Here is a 16,818-nt window from a genome sequence, read left to right on the forward strand (position 1 = left end):
CGGCACAAGCGAAGTGGCATAAAGCCATTTTTTTGTATTAGCGACAAAGCGGTATCGTTGTTTCAAAAAAAGCCTGTGCTGCACAGAACCCATGGCCAACCCGTGCCTCCAATGGCCAGGAGCCGGTAAATGGGCCGGGATTCTGTTAGGGTGAATCGTACTCGTCCTGCGCCAGACACCTGTGCCGTACACGGACGGACATGACAGGAGCTTTTTCAATCATGACTGCAGACAACTCACTGGCAGACGCCATGGAGCGCTGTGCCCAGGAGCCGATCCAGGTTCCGGGCAGCATCCAGCCTCACGGCTTTCTGCTGGTGCTGGATGCCACTGACCTGTGCGTACTGCAGGCCAGTGAAAATGTCGAGCACTGGTTGGGCTTGCCAGCCCGTGAACTGATCGGTTGCCACTTCTCCGACCTGGTTCACGATGGCTTTGACCTGCACGCACACCTCTCACGGCTTCCCGAAGATGAAGTCTTCCCATTCCACATTGGCGACGTGTGCTTGCGCCAGGGCGCACCCGTCAGTGCCCTGCTGCACTTGCTGGTCCATTGCCACGATCAGGTGCTGATAGCCGAGTTCGAACCACCCCGCCTGCCAGTAGACCTGGCCGGGCAAGGCGACTATTACCCGCTGGTCCGCAGCTTTGTCGCCAGTCTGCAACTGGCCAGCAGTATCGAAGACCTGCTGCAGCAAACGGTGTTGCAGCTCAAGCGCATCACCGGCTTTGGGCGCGTCAAGGCTTACCGTTTCGATGCCGAAGGCAACGGCCAGGTGCTGGCCGAGGTAGCCGACCCGGGCTACCCCAGCTACGCGGGCCTGTGCTTCCCGGCTGCGGACATCCCGCGCCAGGCGCGCGAGCTGTACCGGGTCAACCGTATCCGCGTGATCGAGGATGCCAACTATCAGCCCTCGCCACTGCTGCCTGCTACCAACCCACGCACCGGCAAGGCGCTGGACATGAGTTTCGCTGTACTGCGCAACGTGTCGCCCGTGCACCTGCAGTACATGCGCAATATGGGCACGCTGGCCTCGATGTCACTGTCGATCGTGGTCGACGGCGAGCTGTGGGGGCTGATTTCCTGCCACCATCAGCAGCCACGCCCGGTGGACTTGCGCACCCGCACGGCCTGCGAACTGTTGGCCAGCGTGCTGTCGTTGCAGGTGGAGTCCCGCGAGTCCCACACCAGCACGCGCAAGCTGTTGGCGCTGCGCCAACACATCGTACGCATGATCTCGTCCATGGCCGACCACGACAGTGTCAGTGACGGCTTGCGCGACCTGCCCCACGTGCTGCTGGCCTTTGCCGACGCCCAGGGCGCGGCGGTGATCTCGGCCGAGCGCTGTGACCTGATCGGCCAGACTCCGCCTGAGGCACAGGTGACCGCGCTGGTGCACTGGCTCGGCCAACGTGACGAAGACAGCGTGTTCCATAGCGACAACCTGCGGCGCGATATCACTGAGCTACCCGAGCTGGCAAACCACGCTGGCGGCGTGCTGGCAGTGGCCATCTCGCAGATCCACTCGCACTACCTGCTGTGGTTCCGCCCCGAGCAGATACGCACGGTCAACTGGGCCGGCCAGCCGACCAAGCAGGTCGGGCCACAGGGCAACCTCGACCCGCGGCACAGTTTTGAACGCTGGCAGGAAGAACTGCGCGGCTATTGTCAGGCGTGGGACCCACTGGTGATCGAGGGTGTGATGGAGCTGCGCACCGCTGTGCTGGGCATTGTCCTGCGCAAGGCCGAAGAACTGGCACAACTGGCTGGCGAGTTGCGCCGCTCCAACAAGGAGCTCGAAGCGTTTTCCTACAGTGTTTCCCACGACCTGCGCGCACCGCTCCGGCACATCGCCGGCTATACCGAACTGCTTGGCGAAATCGAAGGCGAGGGCCTGAGCGAACGCGGCAAGCGCTTTCTGCAGCATATCGGTGAGGCGGCGCATTTTGCCGGCAGCCTGGTCGACAACCTGCTCAACTTCTCGCAGATGGGCCGCTCGGCCTTGCGCCTGTCAGACGTCGACCTGAACGCCCTGGTCGAGGCCATTCGCAGCGAACTGGCCCCCGATTACGAAGGCCGCGCAATCGTTTGGGACATCGCCCCGCTGCCCAAGGTGATCGGCGACCCGGCATTCATCAACATGGCCTTGCACAACCTGATAGCCAATGCCATCAAGTACACCCGCGGCCGCAACCCTGCTCGCATCGGCATCAGTGCCGTACAGCACCCCGGCGAAACCGAGGTCTGCATCCGCGACAATGGCGTGGGCTTCGACATGGCCTACGCCAACAAGCTGTTCGGCGTCTTCCAGCGCTTGCACCGCATGGAAGATTTCGAAGGCACCGGCATTGGCCTGGCGAGTGTACGCCGCATCATCGAGCGCCATGACGGTCGAGTCTGGGCCACTGGCCAGATCGACCAAGGCGCCAGCTTCCACTTCACCCTACCCCGAAACACTGTTACCTGAGGCATCGCTACCATCATGCTCAAGCCCATTCTGCTGGTCGAAGACAACCCCCGAGACCTGGAGCTGACCCTGCTGGCCCTGGAGCGCAGCCAGTTGGCCAACGAGGTCATCGTGCTGCGTGACGGCGCCGATGCGCTCGACTACTTGCTGCGCCGCAACGTCTATGCCGAGCGCGATGACGGCAACCCTGCCGTGCTGTTACTCGACCTTAAACTGCCCAAGGTCGACGGCCTGGAGGTGCTCAAGGAAGTGCGCGCCACTGCCGAACTGCGCAGCATCCCCACCGTGATGCTGACCTCCTCGCGCGAAGAGCCCGACCTGTTGCGTGCCTACGAGCTGGGGGTAAACGCTTATGTGGTAAAACCCGTGGAATTCAAGGAATTCGTCGCCGCCATCTCCGACCTCGGGGTATTCTGGGCAGTGCTAAACGAACCGCCACCCGGCTCACTGCGACTGAACCGTCGCGGTAGCAACTGAGGCCGCCGCGACGATGCATCAAACGCCGTTGAAACTACTGATGGTCGAAGACAGCTCGATGGACGCCGAGCTGACCCTGATGCGCCTGGAGCGCAGCGGGCTGCATGTACAGTCGCAGCTGGTGTTCGACCATGCGGGTGTCGAACATGCCCTGCGCCAGGCCCACTACGACCTGATCTTGTGTGACTGCGTGCTACCAGGCTCGTCCGGTACCGAAGTGCTGGCCATCGCCCAACGCCTGGCACCCGATATTCCGTTCATATTCCTGTCCGGCATTTATGGCGAAGAGCACGCGGTGGAAATGATCCGCCTGGGCGCGACCGACTATGTGTTGAAGAAGAACCTGCCACTACTGCCCAAAGCCGTGCGCCGAGCCCTGAGCGAAGTGCAGGAACGCCAGCGCCGTCGCCGCGCCGAAGAGGCCTTGGCGGACGTCGAAGCACGTGCTCGCATTGCCATCGACGCCGCCGGCATGGGCACCTGGGACCTGCGCCCGCAAGAGGGCCTGTTGCTTTGGGATGACCGCTGCAAGACCTTGTTCGGCCTGCCCACCAGCACCGAAATGAGCCTTGAAGTGTTCTACGCCGGCATCTACCCCGACGACCTGCCACTGGTGCGCGAGGCGGTGGAACATGCCATGCGCCCGGAAAGCGACGGTCATTACCGCGTGGAGTTTCGGATCGCGCAACCCAATGGCCTGGAGCCCCGCTGGTTGCTGAGCAGCGGCCAGAGCCAGTTCGTCGGTGATCAGTGCGTTCGCTTCTCAGGCGTGCTGCAGGACATCCACACGCAACGCCAGGCTACCCAGGCGCTGCGTCAGCTGAACGAGATGCTCGGCGAGCGGGTCGAGCGCCGTACCCGCGAACGCGATCGTGCCTGGGAGCTGTCGCAAGATTTGCTGGCCGTGCTGAACAAAGACTTGACCCCGGTCGCGCTGAACCCCGCCTGGGAAGCCAGCCTGGGCTTCTCACGCGAACGCCTGAGCCAGTCCTCCTTGCTGCACCTGCTGCCGGAACACGACCAGGAACAGTTACTCACCGAACTGGCCGCCCTCTCCCATGGCCGCACCAGCGCACGCTTTGTCGGTCGCATTCTGCATGCCGGCGGCCAGCAACGCTGGCTGTCGTGGGTGGTGGTGCCGGAGGACACCCTGCTGTACGTGGTGGCACGCGACATCACCAGCGAGCGCGAAGCCGCCCTGGGCCTGGCAGATGCCAACGCCCGGCTGCGCGAACAGATCAACGAGCGCGAGCGCATCGAGGCCGCTCTGCAGCAGATGCAGCGGCTGGAAGCGGTCGGGCAGCTGACGGCTGGCGTGGCGCATGACTTCAATAACCTGCTGACGGTGATACTCACCGGTGCCAGCTTTCTGGAGCGCGATCTGGCCAAGGCCGACCTGGAAAAGGCCCGCACTCGCCTCACCCATATCCGCGAGGCGGGCGAGCGTGGCGCCAAGCTGACCTCGCAACTGCTGGCCTTCTCCCGCCGCCAGCGTCTGGAGCCGGTGCCGCTAAACCTCAATCGTACCCTGGCCGGCCTGGAAGAGCTGCTGCGCCGCACCCTGGGCGGCAACGTCTCGGTGCGCCTGGACCTTGACCTGGCCCTGTGGCAGGCACTGACCGACCCCACCCAGACCGAGATGATCATCCTCAACCTGGCGATCAATGCCCGCGATGCCATGCCCGACGGCGGCCAACTGACCCTGACAACGCGCAACACCCGTATCGACAAGCGCCCACAACGCCCGGAAGACCCGGACCCGGGCGAGTACGTGATGCTGAGTATCCGCGATACGGGGTGCGGCATGAGCGAAGACGTGCAGGCCAAGGTATTCGAGCCTTTCTTTACCACCAAGGACATCGGCAAAGGTTCGGGGCTGGGCCTGGCCCAGGTATTCGGCTTCGCCAAGCAGTCCGGTGGCGGCGTGCGCATCGACACCACACTCGGTCGCGGTACCGAAGTGGCGGTATACCTGCCAGCGGTAAAAGAGGAGATGGTGAACGAACCTGCAGCAGCAGTGCTCAGTCAGCCGATCAGCGAAAGCGGCCATAACCGCACGGTGCTATTGGTGGACGACGACCATCTGGTGCGCGACATGCTGGGTGATGTGTTACGCCAATACGGCTACCAGGTGCGCCAGGCGCACAGCGGCGAACAGGCATTGGCCTTGCTGGATGACGATATCGACCTGCTGCTGACTGATTTCGCCATGCCCGAGTTCAACGGTGCACAACTGGCGCTGGCGGCCCGCGAACGGTACCCCCACGTGCCGGTGGTGTTTCTTACCGGTTATGCGGAGTTGCAGGGGCTGGAACTGCCGGGCAGCCTGGTGATCCAGAAGCCGGTGCAGGCTGATGAACTGGCCAGGGCGCTGAACGAAATGCTGGGGATTGCCGGGTAACCTGGTACGGCACGAACCGCGCTCAGGAGGCGCGGTGGCGCGCAAACCACACAAACGCGAAAACCCAGTGCTCATCTTTCCTGGCACTGGGTGAAATACGTTTGAATCTGAAAAATGGCAGGGGCGGCTGGATTCGAACCAACGCATGGCAGGATCAAAACCTGCTGCCTTACCGCTTGGCGACGCCCCTGTATCGGATGCAGCATTTGCTGCCCTGACAATTCCAAGTGAGTGACAACTGGGTTGTTGTCTTGGAATGCGCGGCACTTTAACAACAAACTTTCGGTCTGTGAACCCCCCTGATAAAAAAAATTGCCAAAAAAACAGCGAGTTAGTCATTTCGGCTCGGGTGCAGCGACCGTCCGTCGGTTTCCGCCTGCCTCGCTTCAACACAATCGCATTCCGCACTTCCAATCAGATAAGCCCATTGCATTGACCAAGGAGGACCCCATGCCTGTCTCTCACGACCTCTACCAGGACCTGCACTACCCGCGCGAAATCGTCCAGCAGCGCCGCCAGCAGGACAAGGCGCTGGACCGCCTGCTGGACGAGTACGTGGACATCGACAACCAGGTGCTGGCTGCCGAATCGATATCGGCCGGTAATTTCGTCGACGAAGACCTGCGCCACCTCAAGGAGCGTCGCCTGGCGGTGAAGTACATGATCGAGCGCCAACTGGAGCGCAAGGCATAGCCCGTACAGGTACAACAGGCGGTCAGACCTATCGCAAGAAGTGATGATTGCCCGGCACTTTCTCTATTAGTCAAAATGGCCGCCCTCGGGCAAGCTGCAGGCTGCCCCACCATCGCCCAAGGAGCGTTGCTTTTGTCTGCCTGGATCCCCACCCCCCTGCGCCAGCTTGGCCAACGCTTGCGCGGCACCGCCAATCAACAGAGCGAGCTGCTCGGCTGGTTCGAGGACAAGGCGCACAGCCGCGGTTATCAGCTGAGTGACGGTCAGCGGCGGGTAATTCACTGCATGGCCGAACAACTGACGCAGCTTGAACAAGGCCAACCGCGCAGCCTGTACCTGTACGGCTCGGTCGGCCGTGGTAAAAGCTGGCTGCTCGATGGCTTTTTCCAGGCCGTGCCGATAACCGCCAAGCTGCGCCTGCACTTTCATGACTTCTTTGCACGCCTGCACCAGGGCATGCACCGCCACCAGGCGCTGGACGACGCGCTGGGCGCAACGCTAAACGAGCTGGTGGGCGGTTGCCAGGTGCTGTGCTTCGACGAATTCCACGTGCATGACATAGGCGATGCCATGCTGCTCACCCGGCTGTTCAACGCCTTGTTCGCCCGAGGCGTGTACGTGCTGGTGACTTCTAACTACGCACCCGAAGGGTTGCTGCCCAACCCGCTGTATCACGAGCGTTTTCTGCCGGTCATTCGCCTGATCAACAGCTCGATGCAAGTGCTCGAAGTCGGTGGCGACACCGATTTTCGAAGCTTGCCGGCCAACCGCGAGCATCAGCGTTTTACCCAGGGCCATTATGTCTGGCCGGGTGATGCGGCGCAGCGCCAGACGCTGAACGTGCCGAACGAACACCCGGTGATGCTGGAAGTGAACAAGCGCCCGCTGCGGGCGCTGGCCGTCGATGGCCGACGGGTAGTGCTTGGTTTTGACGATCTGTGCGAGAAGGCCACCGCGGTCATCGACTACCTGGTGCTGGCCAGGGACTATGACGAGTGGGTCATCGATGGGCTGGATGACCTCTCGGAGTGTTCGCTGGCGGCTCAGCAGCGCTTCGTCAACCTGGTAGATGTGCTGTATGACCAGGATCGGCGGGTGGTTGTGATCGGTAAACGACCGCTGGAAGAGAGCCTGGGCGGCCCACTGGCCGACCTGATGCGTACCCGCAGCCGGTTGGGGCAACTGCACCAGATTGCCCCCTGAGCCTGCAGTGCCTGAGACGGCCCTTTCGCGGGTGAACCCGCTCCTACGAACCACCGATGCGTGTGTAGGAGCGGGTTTACCCGCGAATACGGTGGCAGCGCCAACGGTGAACGACCGGTGGAAACTGGCCAGCAGGCCCGGCCCCTTCGCGGGTGGAGGCGCTTCGCCCGCGAAAGGGCCATCGAGGTCAAACCATCAGCCCGCCCTGGGCAAATCCGCCAGCACCGCTTCGATCTCGCCCAGCACTGCCGGGTCATCCAAGGTCGAAGGCGGCACATAATCCTGCCCATCGGCAATCTTGCGCAGCACCGCCCGTAGAATCTTGCCGGAACGGGTCTTGGGCAGGCGCTTCACCAGCCGAACCCGGTTGAAACAGGCCAGCGGGCCGATTTCCTCGCGCACGCTGCCCACCAGCTCCACCAGCAACTGCGCCTCGGCAATGCCCTCGCCATCCTTGAGTACCACCAGCGCCAGCGGTACCTGGCCCTTGATCTCGTCATGCACGCCGATCACTGCGCACTCCGCGACCGCCGGGTGGCGGGCGACCAGGTCTTCCATTTCGCCGGTGGACAGGCGATGACCGGAAACGTTGATCACATCATCGGTGCGCCCCATGATGTAGACGAAGCCATCATCGTCCAGATAGCCGCCATCGCCCGTGTGGTAGTAACCCGGATACGTGCGCAGATAGGCCTGCAGGTAGCGCTCGTGATCCCCCCATAGTGTCTGACTGCAACCGGGTGGCAATGGCAGGGCAATCACGATCGACCCCTGATGGTTGGCCCCGAGCAAGTGGCCTTCGTCATCCAGCACGCGAACGTTGTAGCCAGGCACCGCCCGGTTGCTCGACCCTGGCTTCGCCGCGCTGCCCTCCAGCCCGACGCAAGGCGCGGTGACCGGCCAGCCGGTCTCGGTCTGCCACCAGTGATCGTGCACCGGCTTGCCACTCACCCGCTCCAGCCATTCATGGGTGCTGGAATCCAGCTTTTCCCCCGCCAGGAACAGTTGCCGCAGCGAGCTGAGGTCATGTTTGCGGATCAGTTCGCCCTCCGGGTCTTCCTTGCGGATGGCGCGCATGGCCGTCGGTGCACAGAACAGCGCGTTGACCTGATACTGCTCCACCACCCGCCAATAGGCCGAAGCATCCGGGGTGCGGATCGGCTTGCCTTCGTAGAACACCGTGGTACAGCCGCTCATCAACGGCCCATAGACGATCAGTGAATGGCCGACCACCCAACCGACGTCGGAAATGCCCCACCACACATCGCCGGCCTGCATGCCATAGATATGGCGCATGGCATAACACAGCGCCACGGCATTGCCGCCGTTTTCCCGGACGATACCCTTGGGTTTCCCGGTGGTGCCCGACGTGTACATGATGTATAGCGGGTCGCCGGCATCCAGCTCCACAGGCGCCACCGGCTCGGCACCGGCCAAGGCCGCCTGCCAGTCCAGGTCGCGGCCTGGCAGCAGCTCAGCGTGCGCCTGCGGCCGCTGCAGCACCAGCACATTGCGCGGCTGGTGCCGGGCCAGTTGCAGGGCCCGGTCAACCAGCGGCTTGTATGCAATGACCCGGTCGAACTCCAGCCCACACGATGCCGTCAGCAACAAGGTAGGGCGGGCGTCATCGATGCGCAGGGCCAACTCGTTGGCGGCAAAGCCACCGAACACGACCGAATGCACCGCGCCGATCCGCGCGCAGGCCAGCATCGCCATGGCCGCTTGCGGCACCATGGGCATGTAGATGATCACCCCATCGCCCTTGTTCACCCCCAGCTGGCGCAGCAAGCCGGCCAGGCGTGCTACCTCATCACGTAACTGGTTGTAGGTGTAAGTCTGCTGCACGCCGGTCACTGGCGAATCGTAGATCAGCGCCAACTGCTCGCCCCGGCCCTGCTCGATCTGGTGATCGAGGGCCAGGTAACAGCTGTTGAGGCGGCCATCAGCGAACCAGCGGTGGGTCCCGTCGGCGTTGTCTTGCAGGGTCAGGGCAGGCTTGCGGTGCCAGGCCAGGTGTGCGGCCTGTTCCGCCCAGAAAGCGGCAGGGTCGGAAATGGAATGGGCGTAGCTGTGCTGGTAGCTCATGTCGTCAGAAACCCGGTACTTGTTGTTATTGAAGGGCGAAACTTGAGTATGGACCGCTACACCCACCCTGCCATGGGACTAAAGTCACAACCGACCTGCAAATTTGCAGACAACGCAATAACGCCCCATAACAGTGCAAAGCCTCTAGAATAGGCACCCCCTCAAACACCGAGCAGCCCATGGACATCGATCAGGCCCGTACCTTCCTGGAAATTGTGCGTTGCGGCAGCCTGGTCGCCGCAGCCGAACGCCTGTTCGTGTCACAAACCGCGATCACCGCGCGCGTGCAGCGCCTGGAGCAGCAACTGGGTTGCCAGCTGTTCGTGCGTAGCCGCAGCGGCGCCAGCCTGACCAGCGATGGCGAAGCGTTCGTCAGTTATGCCAACCAGTTGGTGCAAACCTGGGAAGCCGCGCGCCGCGACCTGCCGTTGCCTGAAGGTTGCCAGCAGGTGCTGCATGTCGGCGGTGAGGTGAGCCTGGGCAACCCGATGATGCTCGACTGGGTAAGTGCCCTGCACCGCGAACTGCCCAGCCATGCCATCCGCAGCGAGGTCAGCGATGGAGAATCGCTGCTGCGCAAGGTCGAGATGGGCTTGCTGGACGCCGCGCTGGTCTACCAGCCGACCTACGGCCCAGGACTGCAGGTGGAACAGTTGATGGAAGAGAAGCTGATTCGCGTGCGCCGGGTCGACCGGCCCGAACCATATATCTACATCGACTGGGGCGAGGCCTTCCGCCGCCAGCATGATGCGGCCCTGCCCGACCGCGCGCGCCCGGCGTTAAGCTTCAACCTTGGCCCGTTGGCCCTGCAGTTCATACTCGACCAAGGCGGCAGTGGCTACTTCCGCACGCGGGTGGTGCAGGCCTATCTGGACAGCGGCGTGTTCGAGCGGGTACCGCAGGCACCGGAGTTCACCTACCCGACCTTCCTGGTGTACCCACGCAAACGCGACAGCGAAGCCCTGCAACAGGCCTTCGCCATCCTGCGTCGGCTGGTAGCTGCCGGCGCCAGCGACTGGTCACAACGCTGGGACCCGGTTATCTGAAGCCTCGGTCTTGCTGAGCAACTGGCGCTTGAGGCCGGCAATCAGGTCGGTCTGGGTGATCACCCCCACCAGCTTGTCGCCATCAAGCACCGGCAAGCAGTGCAGGCCTTGTTCGCACAACAAAGGCAGCAAGCGTTCCAGCGGGTGCTGGCTGCTGACACTTACAACCCGCGTGCTCATCACTTGCGCCATGCGCACTGCCTTGCGGCCGAACAGGCCGCGCCAGCCGCAACGGCCACGCTGCATGGCCGGGCCAACCAGGTCGCTGAGGCTGACGATGCCCACAAGCTTGCCGTGCTGCAGTACAGGCAGGGTTTTCAGGTGATGGCTGGCGAGCATTTTCCACGCCTGCTCCAGCGTGGTATCAGGCGTGGCGAACTGCACATCGCGGGACATCACCGAGGCTGCGGTGATACCACCAAGGCTGCGCTGCAGGGCGTGCTGCTCGGTCGCAAGGATGATGCGCTCCAGCTCGTCGCGGGTGACGTCGACAAACTCGCCCAGCTCTTCCAGGGCCTGGTCCAGGTCTTCACCGCGGATGCCGACCCGCTCGCCGGGCAGCGGGTCATGGGTGTGGTGCAGGTCTTTGCGCGGCACCGCGCCTTTCGGGTAGCGCACACCCGTCAGGCGGTTGTAGGCGATTGCCACGCTCACCAGGATCAGCGCATTGAGCAGCACCGGCTCCAGCAGGTGATCGCCCATGGCAGTCAACCCCGTGTCGGCCAGCACCGCGCTCACCGCCACCCCGCCACCCGGTGGGTGCAGACAGCGCAACAGGCACATGACCAGGATCGAGATACCGAGCGCCGCAGCAGCCACCCACAGCTCCGGGCCGAAGCCTTCGCGCATCGCCAGCCCTACAGCGCCGGCCACGGCGTAGCTGCCCAACACCGGCCAAGGTTGGGCCAATGGGCCGGAATGCACGGCAAACACCAGTACCGCTGAAGCAGCCAGCGGGCCGAGCAAGTGCAGGGCGATGCTGGGCCCATAGGCCATGCTGGTCAGCCAGCCCGCGAGGAAAAGGCCAAGTAGCGCACCGATACCGGCACGCAACCATTCTTTGGGGGGGATGTTCAGGGGGGACGGCAGCAGCCGCTGCAGACGACTTTCGGAACGCGAGGCAGACATTTGGGCAATCGGGATCTTTGGTTTTTCTGATTAAAAAGAAAGCCCAGCCGAGCTGGCCTGGGCCTCGTATTGCGCATGCAATACCACAAGGGGCTCCGTCCGTGGAAGGATGGAAACCGCAGGGTTTCGTGAGGGAGATTCTGCCGGGCGCAGCGGGATTGGGCTAATTCAAAAAAATGCGCCTGTACTGCAATTTTTTTGTAGTACTGACACCCTCGTGGCGCGCAGCGGCCCCGGCATTATCGGGCCTTGCGCGGCAGGTCGATGCTCACTCGCAGGCCGCCCAACGGGCTTTCCAGCAAGGCCAGGTGCCCTTCCCAGGCATCAACGATGTCGCGCACGATGCCCAACCCAAGCCCATGCCCGTCCACCTGCTCGTCCAGCCGCGAACCACGCTCCAGCACCTGCTGCCGCTGCCCTTGCGGAATACCCGGGCCATCGTCATCGACCCACAGCTGGTAGCCCTCGGCGTTCGACGCGATGCCCAGACGCACCTCGCTGTCAGCCCACTTGCAGGCGTTGTCCAGCAGATTGCCCAACAGTTCCAGCACGTCCTCGCGGTCCCATGGCAACAACAGCCCGGGCGGCACATCACTTGCCAACAGCAGGCCCTCGCCATGAATCATGCCCAAGGTCCCGAGCAACCCCGGCAGTTCGGCATCACAATCGAACTGCGCGCCCGGCAGCGCATCCCCTGCCAGGCGTGCACGGTTCAGCTCGCGCGCCAGACGCTCCTGAATCTGCTGCAACTGCTCGCGCATTTGCGCGCGTACCTCCGGCAGCCCCTGCAGGCGCTCACTGGAAGCCAGGCTCAGCAGCACCGCCAGCGGCGTCTTCAGCGCATGGCCGAGGTTACCAAGGGCGTTGCGTGAGCGGCGCAGGCTGTCTTCGGTATGGCTAAGCAAGTGGTTGATCTGCCCCACCAGCGGTACCAACTCGCTGGGCACCTCGGCATCCAGCTGCGAGCGCTGCCCCTGCTGCAACTGGGCAATCTGCTGGCGTGCCCGTTCCAGCGGCCGCAGCGAGCGGGTGACCGTGATGCGCTGCAGCACCAGAATCAGGATCAGCGCCACCAGCCCCATGCCCAGGCCGATTTGCTGCAAGCGCCGGAAACCTTCGCGCACCGGTGAATAGTCTTGAGCCACACTGATCGAAATGTCCTGGCCCAGGCGCCGGTAGTCGGCACGCAGGGTCAGCAGTTGCTGGCCTTCCGGGCCCAGTTCATGGCTATCGGAAAGCCCGGGCGCTGCGGGCTTGGGCATGTCCAGGTCCCACAGCGAACGAGACCTCCAGGTACCCTGGTCAAGGTCAATGCGGAAGTAATAACCGGAAAACGGCCGCTGATAGGCAGCCGAGATGCGCCGCTCATCCAGCTGCAGGCCCGAAGGCCCACGCACCAATGCCACCAGAAGGTTCTCGCTTTCCTTGCGCAGGCCGTTTTCCAGATAACGTTGCAGGCCGGCTTCGAACAGCCACAAGGTCAGTTGCGCCAGCACCACGCCGACCACCACCAGCACCGCCACCAGGCCCAGGCTCAGGCGCGCCTGGATCGACTTCACTCACCGCTCCCGGCATAGATGTAGCCTTGCCCGCGTCGGGTTTCGATAACACTGCGACCCAGCTTGCGGCGCAAATGGTTGACGTGGACCTCCAGCACGTTCGAGTCGCGCTCGGTTTCACCGTCGTAGAGGTGCTCGGCCAGGTGGCTTTTGGACAGGATCTGCTGCGGGTGCAGCATGAAGTAGCGCAGCAGGCGGAACTCGGCCGCGGTCAGTTGCACATCCACACCCTCGCGACTCACGCACTGACGGCTTTCGTCAAGGTGCAGGCCGGCCGCTTCCAGCTTCGGCTGATTGGCCAGGCCACGGGCGCGGCGCAACAAGGCCTGGATGCGCAACTGCAGCTCTTCGGGATGGAACGGCTTGCTCAGGTAATCGTCAGCCCCGGCCTTCAGCCCTTCGATGCGCTCGGCCCAGGAGCCGCGGGCGGTGAGGATCAATACCGGTGTGGCCAGGCCGGCGGCACGCCACTGGGCCAGCACGTCCAGGCCGGGCAAGCCAGGCAGGCCGAGGTCCAGGATGATCAGGTCGTAAGGCTCGCTTTGCCCCTGGTAAACCGCGTCACGGCCATCAGCCAGCCAGTCCACGGCATAGCCCTGGCGCTGCAGGCCGGCGGTCAGTTCATCGGCCAGCGGTACGTTGTCCTCGACAAGCAACAGGCGCATTCAGTCATCTTCCTCGTCTTTGAGCAGGGCGCCGGTGCTGGCATCGAGCTTGATCTCGCGCACCACACCTTCAGTCGTCAGCAACTCGACTTCATATTCGTAGCGATCATCGTCCTCTTCCAACTCGGCTTCCAGCAGACGCGCCCCGGGGTGACGCCCCAGGGCGGTCTCGAGCAGTTGTTCGAGCGGCAGGATGATACCCTTCTGACGGAGCTTCAGGGCTTCATCCTGGTCCAGGTCGCGGGCAACAGCCAGGGAGCAGACGGCAAGCAGCGAGAGCGCCAGGTAACGTGCCGTCCGGGATACATGGATCATCAGCTGTCTCGTTCGTCCTTGAGTACCTCACCGGTCTTGGCATCCATGTCAACGTCCCATTCGACGTTCTTCGTATCACGCAGCTCGACCTTGTAAATGTAGCGGCCGTACTCGTCTTCAAGTTCCGAGTCAGTGACGGTGGCGCCTGGATGCTTGGCCACGGCAGCGGCCTTGAGCTCGTCCAGCGACTTGATGGTCTTGGCGTTGACCAGTTTGACCACTTCGTCAGGCTGAACGTCCTTGGCGAAGGCGGCATTGGCGCCCAGGGCGAGGGCAGCGGCGGTGATCAGGGCAGTCAAGGTTTTCATCGTTCTTCTCTCCTGAGAACTGTGCAAGTTGTCTACGGGGTTAAGATTAACCAGCGGTCCTTAATTCAACCTGAAAACAGCTGGCGGCATGATAGCGCAGTTACGGCGCTAGCCAGGCTCGGCAACCTTCAACGAGCGGCCTTGTGCTTCGAAAGGGCCAATACAGGCACATGCAGTTATGTTATCTGTAACGGCCCCTCGCAGCACAAGGCTGCTCCTATGCCCAAGAGACACGCCATGAGCGCCATCCACATCAAATACCCCGCCCTCACCTTCAAGGCCGGCCAGCGTGCCTTGCGACACATCCGCGAGCGCGGCCTGCAGGCGGCCGATGTCGGGGTATTGCCGGGCGCGGCGGGTGGGCCGAAGCCGCTGGGCATCCAGGGCCTTGACCTGGCGCTGTTCGGCGAGTGGCTACCCTCGGCACCCCGTCAGCGTGCCCTGATCGGCGCATCGATCGGTGCCTGGCGCTTCGCCAGCGCCTGCCTCGACGACCCGATCGCCGGCATCCGCCGCCTGGGCGAGCTGTACACCGAGCAGGATTTTGCCAAGGGCGTCACCCCGGCCGAAATCAGCCGCAGCTGCCAACGCATGCTCGATGACCTGCTGGAAGGCCGCGACGGCCAACTGCTGGCCAACCCGCACTACCGCCTGAACATTCTGGTGGTGAAAAGCCATGGCCAGCTCGCTCACGACCATCGCGGCCGCCTGGGGCTGGGCCTGGGCTCGGTGGTTGCCAGCAACCTCCTGGGCCGTTCGCGCCTGGCCCGCCACTTCGAGCGCATCATTCTGCACGATGGGCGCGCCGCCCCTCCGCTCGACACCCTGACCGACTTCCCCTCGCGCTACCTGCCGCTGGACCTGGCCAACCTGCGCCATGCCCTGCTCGCTTCCGGGTCGATACCGATGGTCATGCAGGGCGTAAAAGACATCCCCGGTGCCGGCGCCGGCACCTACCGCGACGGCGGCCTGCTCGACTACCACCTCGACCTGCCCTACCGCGGTGACGACCTGGTGCTGTACCCACACTTCACCGACAAGGTGGTCCCTGGCTGGTTCGACAAGGCCCTGCCCTGGCGCAAGGGCGATGCCACCCGCCTGCAAAACGTGCTGCTGATGACGCCTTCGCCGCAATACCTGGCCGCTCTGCCCTACGGCAAACTGCCCGACCGCAACGATTTCAAGCGCTTCATGGGCGATGCGCCAGGGCGCAAGCGCTATTGGTACAAGGCCATCGCCGAAAGCCAGCGCCTGGGTGATGAACTTCTGGAACTGACCGCCACCGGGCGGCTGCATGAACGCCTGCAAGCCTTGTAGCGGCCATGCTGGTAGACTGCGCGCATTATTGATTCACACAGAGTTATGACAGCGTGGAAATTTTCAAGGAATTCACATTCGAATCGGCCCACCGCCTGCCCCACGTCCCTGAAGGGCACAAATGCGGCCGCTTGCATGGCCACTCATTCAAGGTCGGCCTGCACCTGACCGGCCCGCTCGATCCGCACACGGGCTGGATCCGCGACTTCGCCGAGGTCAAGGCGATCTTCAAGCCGATCTATGATCAGCTGGACCACAACTACCTGAATGACATCCCCGGCCTGGAAAACCCCACCAGCGAAGTGATCGCCAAGTGGATATGGGACCAGGTCAAGCCACTGATGCCAGAACTGTCCAAGGTTCGCATCCACGAAACCTGCACCAGCGGTTGCGAATACACCGGCGACTGATTCGCCCGGCTCACTGGCCTTGCGCGCTGCCCATGGCATCGCGCAGGAAGCCGGGGGCAATGTAGCGCTGGTAGTGCGCCTCTGAAAGCAGGAAGAACTCGCGATCGATCGCATCGCGCAATTGTGGCAGTTCCCAGTCACGGAACTCCGGCAGCAACGCCATGCCATAGGCCTCCAGGTCGCGGATCATCCGCGCCCCGCGGGCAATCAGCTGGTAAGCCCAGCAATATTCCGACTGCTGCTCGACAAAGCGGATGGAGCGCTGCTCCAGTTGCTGGCGCAGCAGACCTTTGTCGAACACCTCAAGCTTGGCCATCATCACCTGCACCAGCAGCTGTTCAAGGCGCAACCACACGGCGCGCTTTTGCGTGTCGTCGTAGCCGTTCCAGTTGATCACTTCGTGGTGAAAACGCTTGCAGCCACGGCACACTGTGTCTCCGTACACCGTGGAGCACAGGCCGACGCAAGGGGTTTTGATGGACTTGTTGGACATGAAAAACAACAGCTTGGCGATGGAACACAGGCCCATGTTAGCCCTTTGTCTAACCAGGGTCACTCGTTAAAGTCGCGTACACCGCCTTACCTTCGGGCTTTTTTTACCGTAGAATCACCCGGCCTTTTCAAAGGCAACAATGTCCGTTGGAAGCTGTTTTCAAAGCGTCACGAGCACAGTTGATCCGGTAGAACGGCGTTGGCCCGGGCCATGCATCCCTCGCATGCCCGCGCCAGCCCTCATCAGCCCC

15 protein-coding genes and 1 tRNA gene are annotated in these 16,818 nt (G+C 63.0%); 8 read left to right on the plus strand and 8 right to left on the minus strand.

What is annotated here, in order from left to right; translation table 11 throughout:
- Positions 1-221 precede the first annotated feature (221 nt).
- Genes AC3B5Q_RS16645 through AC3B5Q_RS16655 form a run of 3 tightly spaced genes read left to right on the plus strand, consistent with a single transcriptional unit; the run spans position 222 to position 5,346 of the window.
- A complete protein-coding gene (locus AC3B5Q_RS16645) occupies positions 222-2,468 on the plus strand; it encodes an ATP-binding protein (protein ID WP_488392679.1) in 2,247 nt (748 codons plus the stop codon).
- Between the two features lie 15 nt (positions 2,469-2,483).
- Positions 2,484-2,945 carry a response regulator gene (locus AC3B5Q_RS16650; protein WP_021782864.1) on the plus strand — a complete coding sequence of 154 codons (462 nt, stop codon included), beginning with the start codon at positions 2,484-2,486 and terminating at the stop codon, positions 2,943-2,945.
- A gap of 13 nt (positions 2,946-2,958) precedes the next feature.
- On the plus strand, positions 2,959-5,346 hold the full coding sequence (locus AC3B5Q_RS16655) for a hybrid sensor histidine kinase/response regulator (RefSeq protein ID WP_021782865.1): 2,388 nt from the start codon (positions 2,959-2,961) through the stop codon (positions 5,344-5,346).
- A 115-nt stretch (positions 5,347-5,461) separates the two neighbouring features.
- Here the strand turns inward: AC3B5Q_RS16655 and AC3B5Q_RS16660 are convergent.
- Positions 5,462-5,536, minus strand: a tRNA-Gln gene (locus tag AC3B5Q_RS16660).
- Positions 5,537-5,796: 260 nt separating this feature from the next.
- Here AC3B5Q_RS16660 and AC3B5Q_RS16665 point away from each other — a divergent pair.
- Positions 5,797-6,039 carry a hypothetical protein gene (locus AC3B5Q_RS16665; RefSeq protein WP_020193386.1) on the plus strand — a complete coding sequence of 81 codons (243 nt, stop codon included), beginning with the start codon at positions 5,797-5,799 and terminating at the stop codon, positions 6,037-6,039.
- Between the two features lie 132 nt (positions 6,040-6,171).
- Entirely contained in the window at positions 6,172-7,242 is a 1,071-nt protein-coding gene (gene zapE / locus AC3B5Q_RS16670) for a cell division protein ZapE (protein ID WP_135192341.1), read from the plus strand.
- A 195-nt stretch (positions 7,243-7,437) separates the two neighbouring features.
- Here the strand turns inward: zapE and AC3B5Q_RS16675 are convergent, their stop codons facing one another.
- Positions 7,438-9,327: a propionyl-CoA synthetase gene (locus AC3B5Q_RS16675; protein WP_103444078.1), complete on the minus strand. Its 1,890-nt coding sequence runs from the start codon at positions 9,325-9,327 to the stop codon at positions 7,438-7,440.
- Positions 9,328-9,506: 179 nt separating this feature from the next.
- Here AC3B5Q_RS16675 and AC3B5Q_RS16680 point away from each other — a divergent pair, with 179 nt between their 5' ends.
- Complete coding sequence (locus tag AC3B5Q_RS16680) at positions 9,507-10,373, plus strand: LysR family transcriptional regulator (RefSeq protein WP_021782868.1); 867 nt, start codon at positions 9,507-9,509, stop codon at positions 10,371-10,373.
- Here the strand turns inward: AC3B5Q_RS16680 and AC3B5Q_RS16685 are convergent.
- The 5 genes from AC3B5Q_RS16685 to AC3B5Q_RS16705 all read right to left on the minus strand — a co-directional run bounded on the left by AC3B5Q_RS16685 (position 10,347) and on the right by AC3B5Q_RS16705 (position 14,348).
- Positions 10,347-11,501 (minus strand): HPP family protein, encoded by a 1,155-nt coding sequence (locus AC3B5Q_RS16685; RefSeq protein WP_021782869.1) that lies wholly within the window; start codon positions 11,499-11,501, stop codon positions 10,347-10,349. The two genes, AC3B5Q_RS16680 and AC3B5Q_RS16685, sit on opposite strands and share 27 nt — an antisense overlap.
- 239 nt (positions 11,502-11,740) lie before the next feature.
- The gene (locus AC3B5Q_RS16690; RefSeq protein WP_103444077.1) at positions 11,741-13,060 is read right to left on the minus strand and encodes an ATP-binding protein; all 1,320 of its coding nucleotides are present in this window, start codon (positions 13,058-13,060) and stop codon (positions 11,741-11,743) included.
- Positions 13,057-13,725, minus strand: a complete 669-nt coding sequence (locus tag AC3B5Q_RS16695; protein WP_003250345.1) for a response regulator transcription factor — start codon at positions 13,723-13,725, stop codon at positions 13,057-13,059. The genes AC3B5Q_RS16690 and AC3B5Q_RS16695 overlap by 4 nt, the downstream gene beginning before the upstream one ends.
- Entirely contained in the window at positions 13,726-14,040 is a 315-nt protein-coding gene (locus tag AC3B5Q_RS16700; RefSeq protein WP_003250344.1) for a PepSY domain-containing protein, read from the minus strand.
- The gene (locus AC3B5Q_RS16705; RefSeq protein WP_103444076.1) at positions 14,040-14,348 is read right to left on the minus strand and encodes a PepSY domain-containing protein; all 309 of its coding nucleotides are present in this window, start codon (positions 14,346-14,348) and stop codon (positions 14,040-14,042) included. The genes AC3B5Q_RS16700 and AC3B5Q_RS16705 overlap by 1 nt, the downstream gene beginning before the upstream one ends.
- 237 nt (positions 14,349-14,585) lie before the next feature.
- On the opposite strand from AC3B5Q_RS16705, the gene AC3B5Q_RS16710 reads away from it, so the two are divergent.
- Complete coding sequence (locus AC3B5Q_RS16710; RefSeq protein WP_103444075.1) at positions 14,586-15,665, plus strand: patatin-like phospholipase domain-containing protein; 1,080 nt, start codon at positions 14,586-14,588, stop codon at positions 15,663-15,665.
- Positions 15,666-15,718: 53 nt separating this feature from the next.
- The gene (queD, locus tag AC3B5Q_RS16715) at positions 15,719-16,075 is read left to right on the plus strand and encodes a 6-carboxytetrahydropterin synthase QueD (RefSeq protein WP_003250327.1); all 357 of its coding nucleotides are present in this window, start codon (positions 15,719-15,721) and stop codon (positions 16,073-16,075) included.
- A gap of 10 nt (positions 16,076-16,085) precedes the next feature.
- Here queD and AC3B5Q_RS16720 read toward each other — a convergent pair whose 3' ends face one another.
- Positions 16,086-16,568 carry a DUF1289 domain-containing protein gene (locus AC3B5Q_RS16720; protein ID WP_181004865.1) on the minus strand — a complete coding sequence of 161 codons (483 nt, stop codon included), beginning with the start codon at positions 16,566-16,568 and terminating at the stop codon, positions 16,086-16,088.
- Between the last annotated feature and the right edge of the window lie 250 nt (positions 16,569-16,818).

The organism is Pseudomonas sp. D5(2026), from assembly GCF_057766845.1.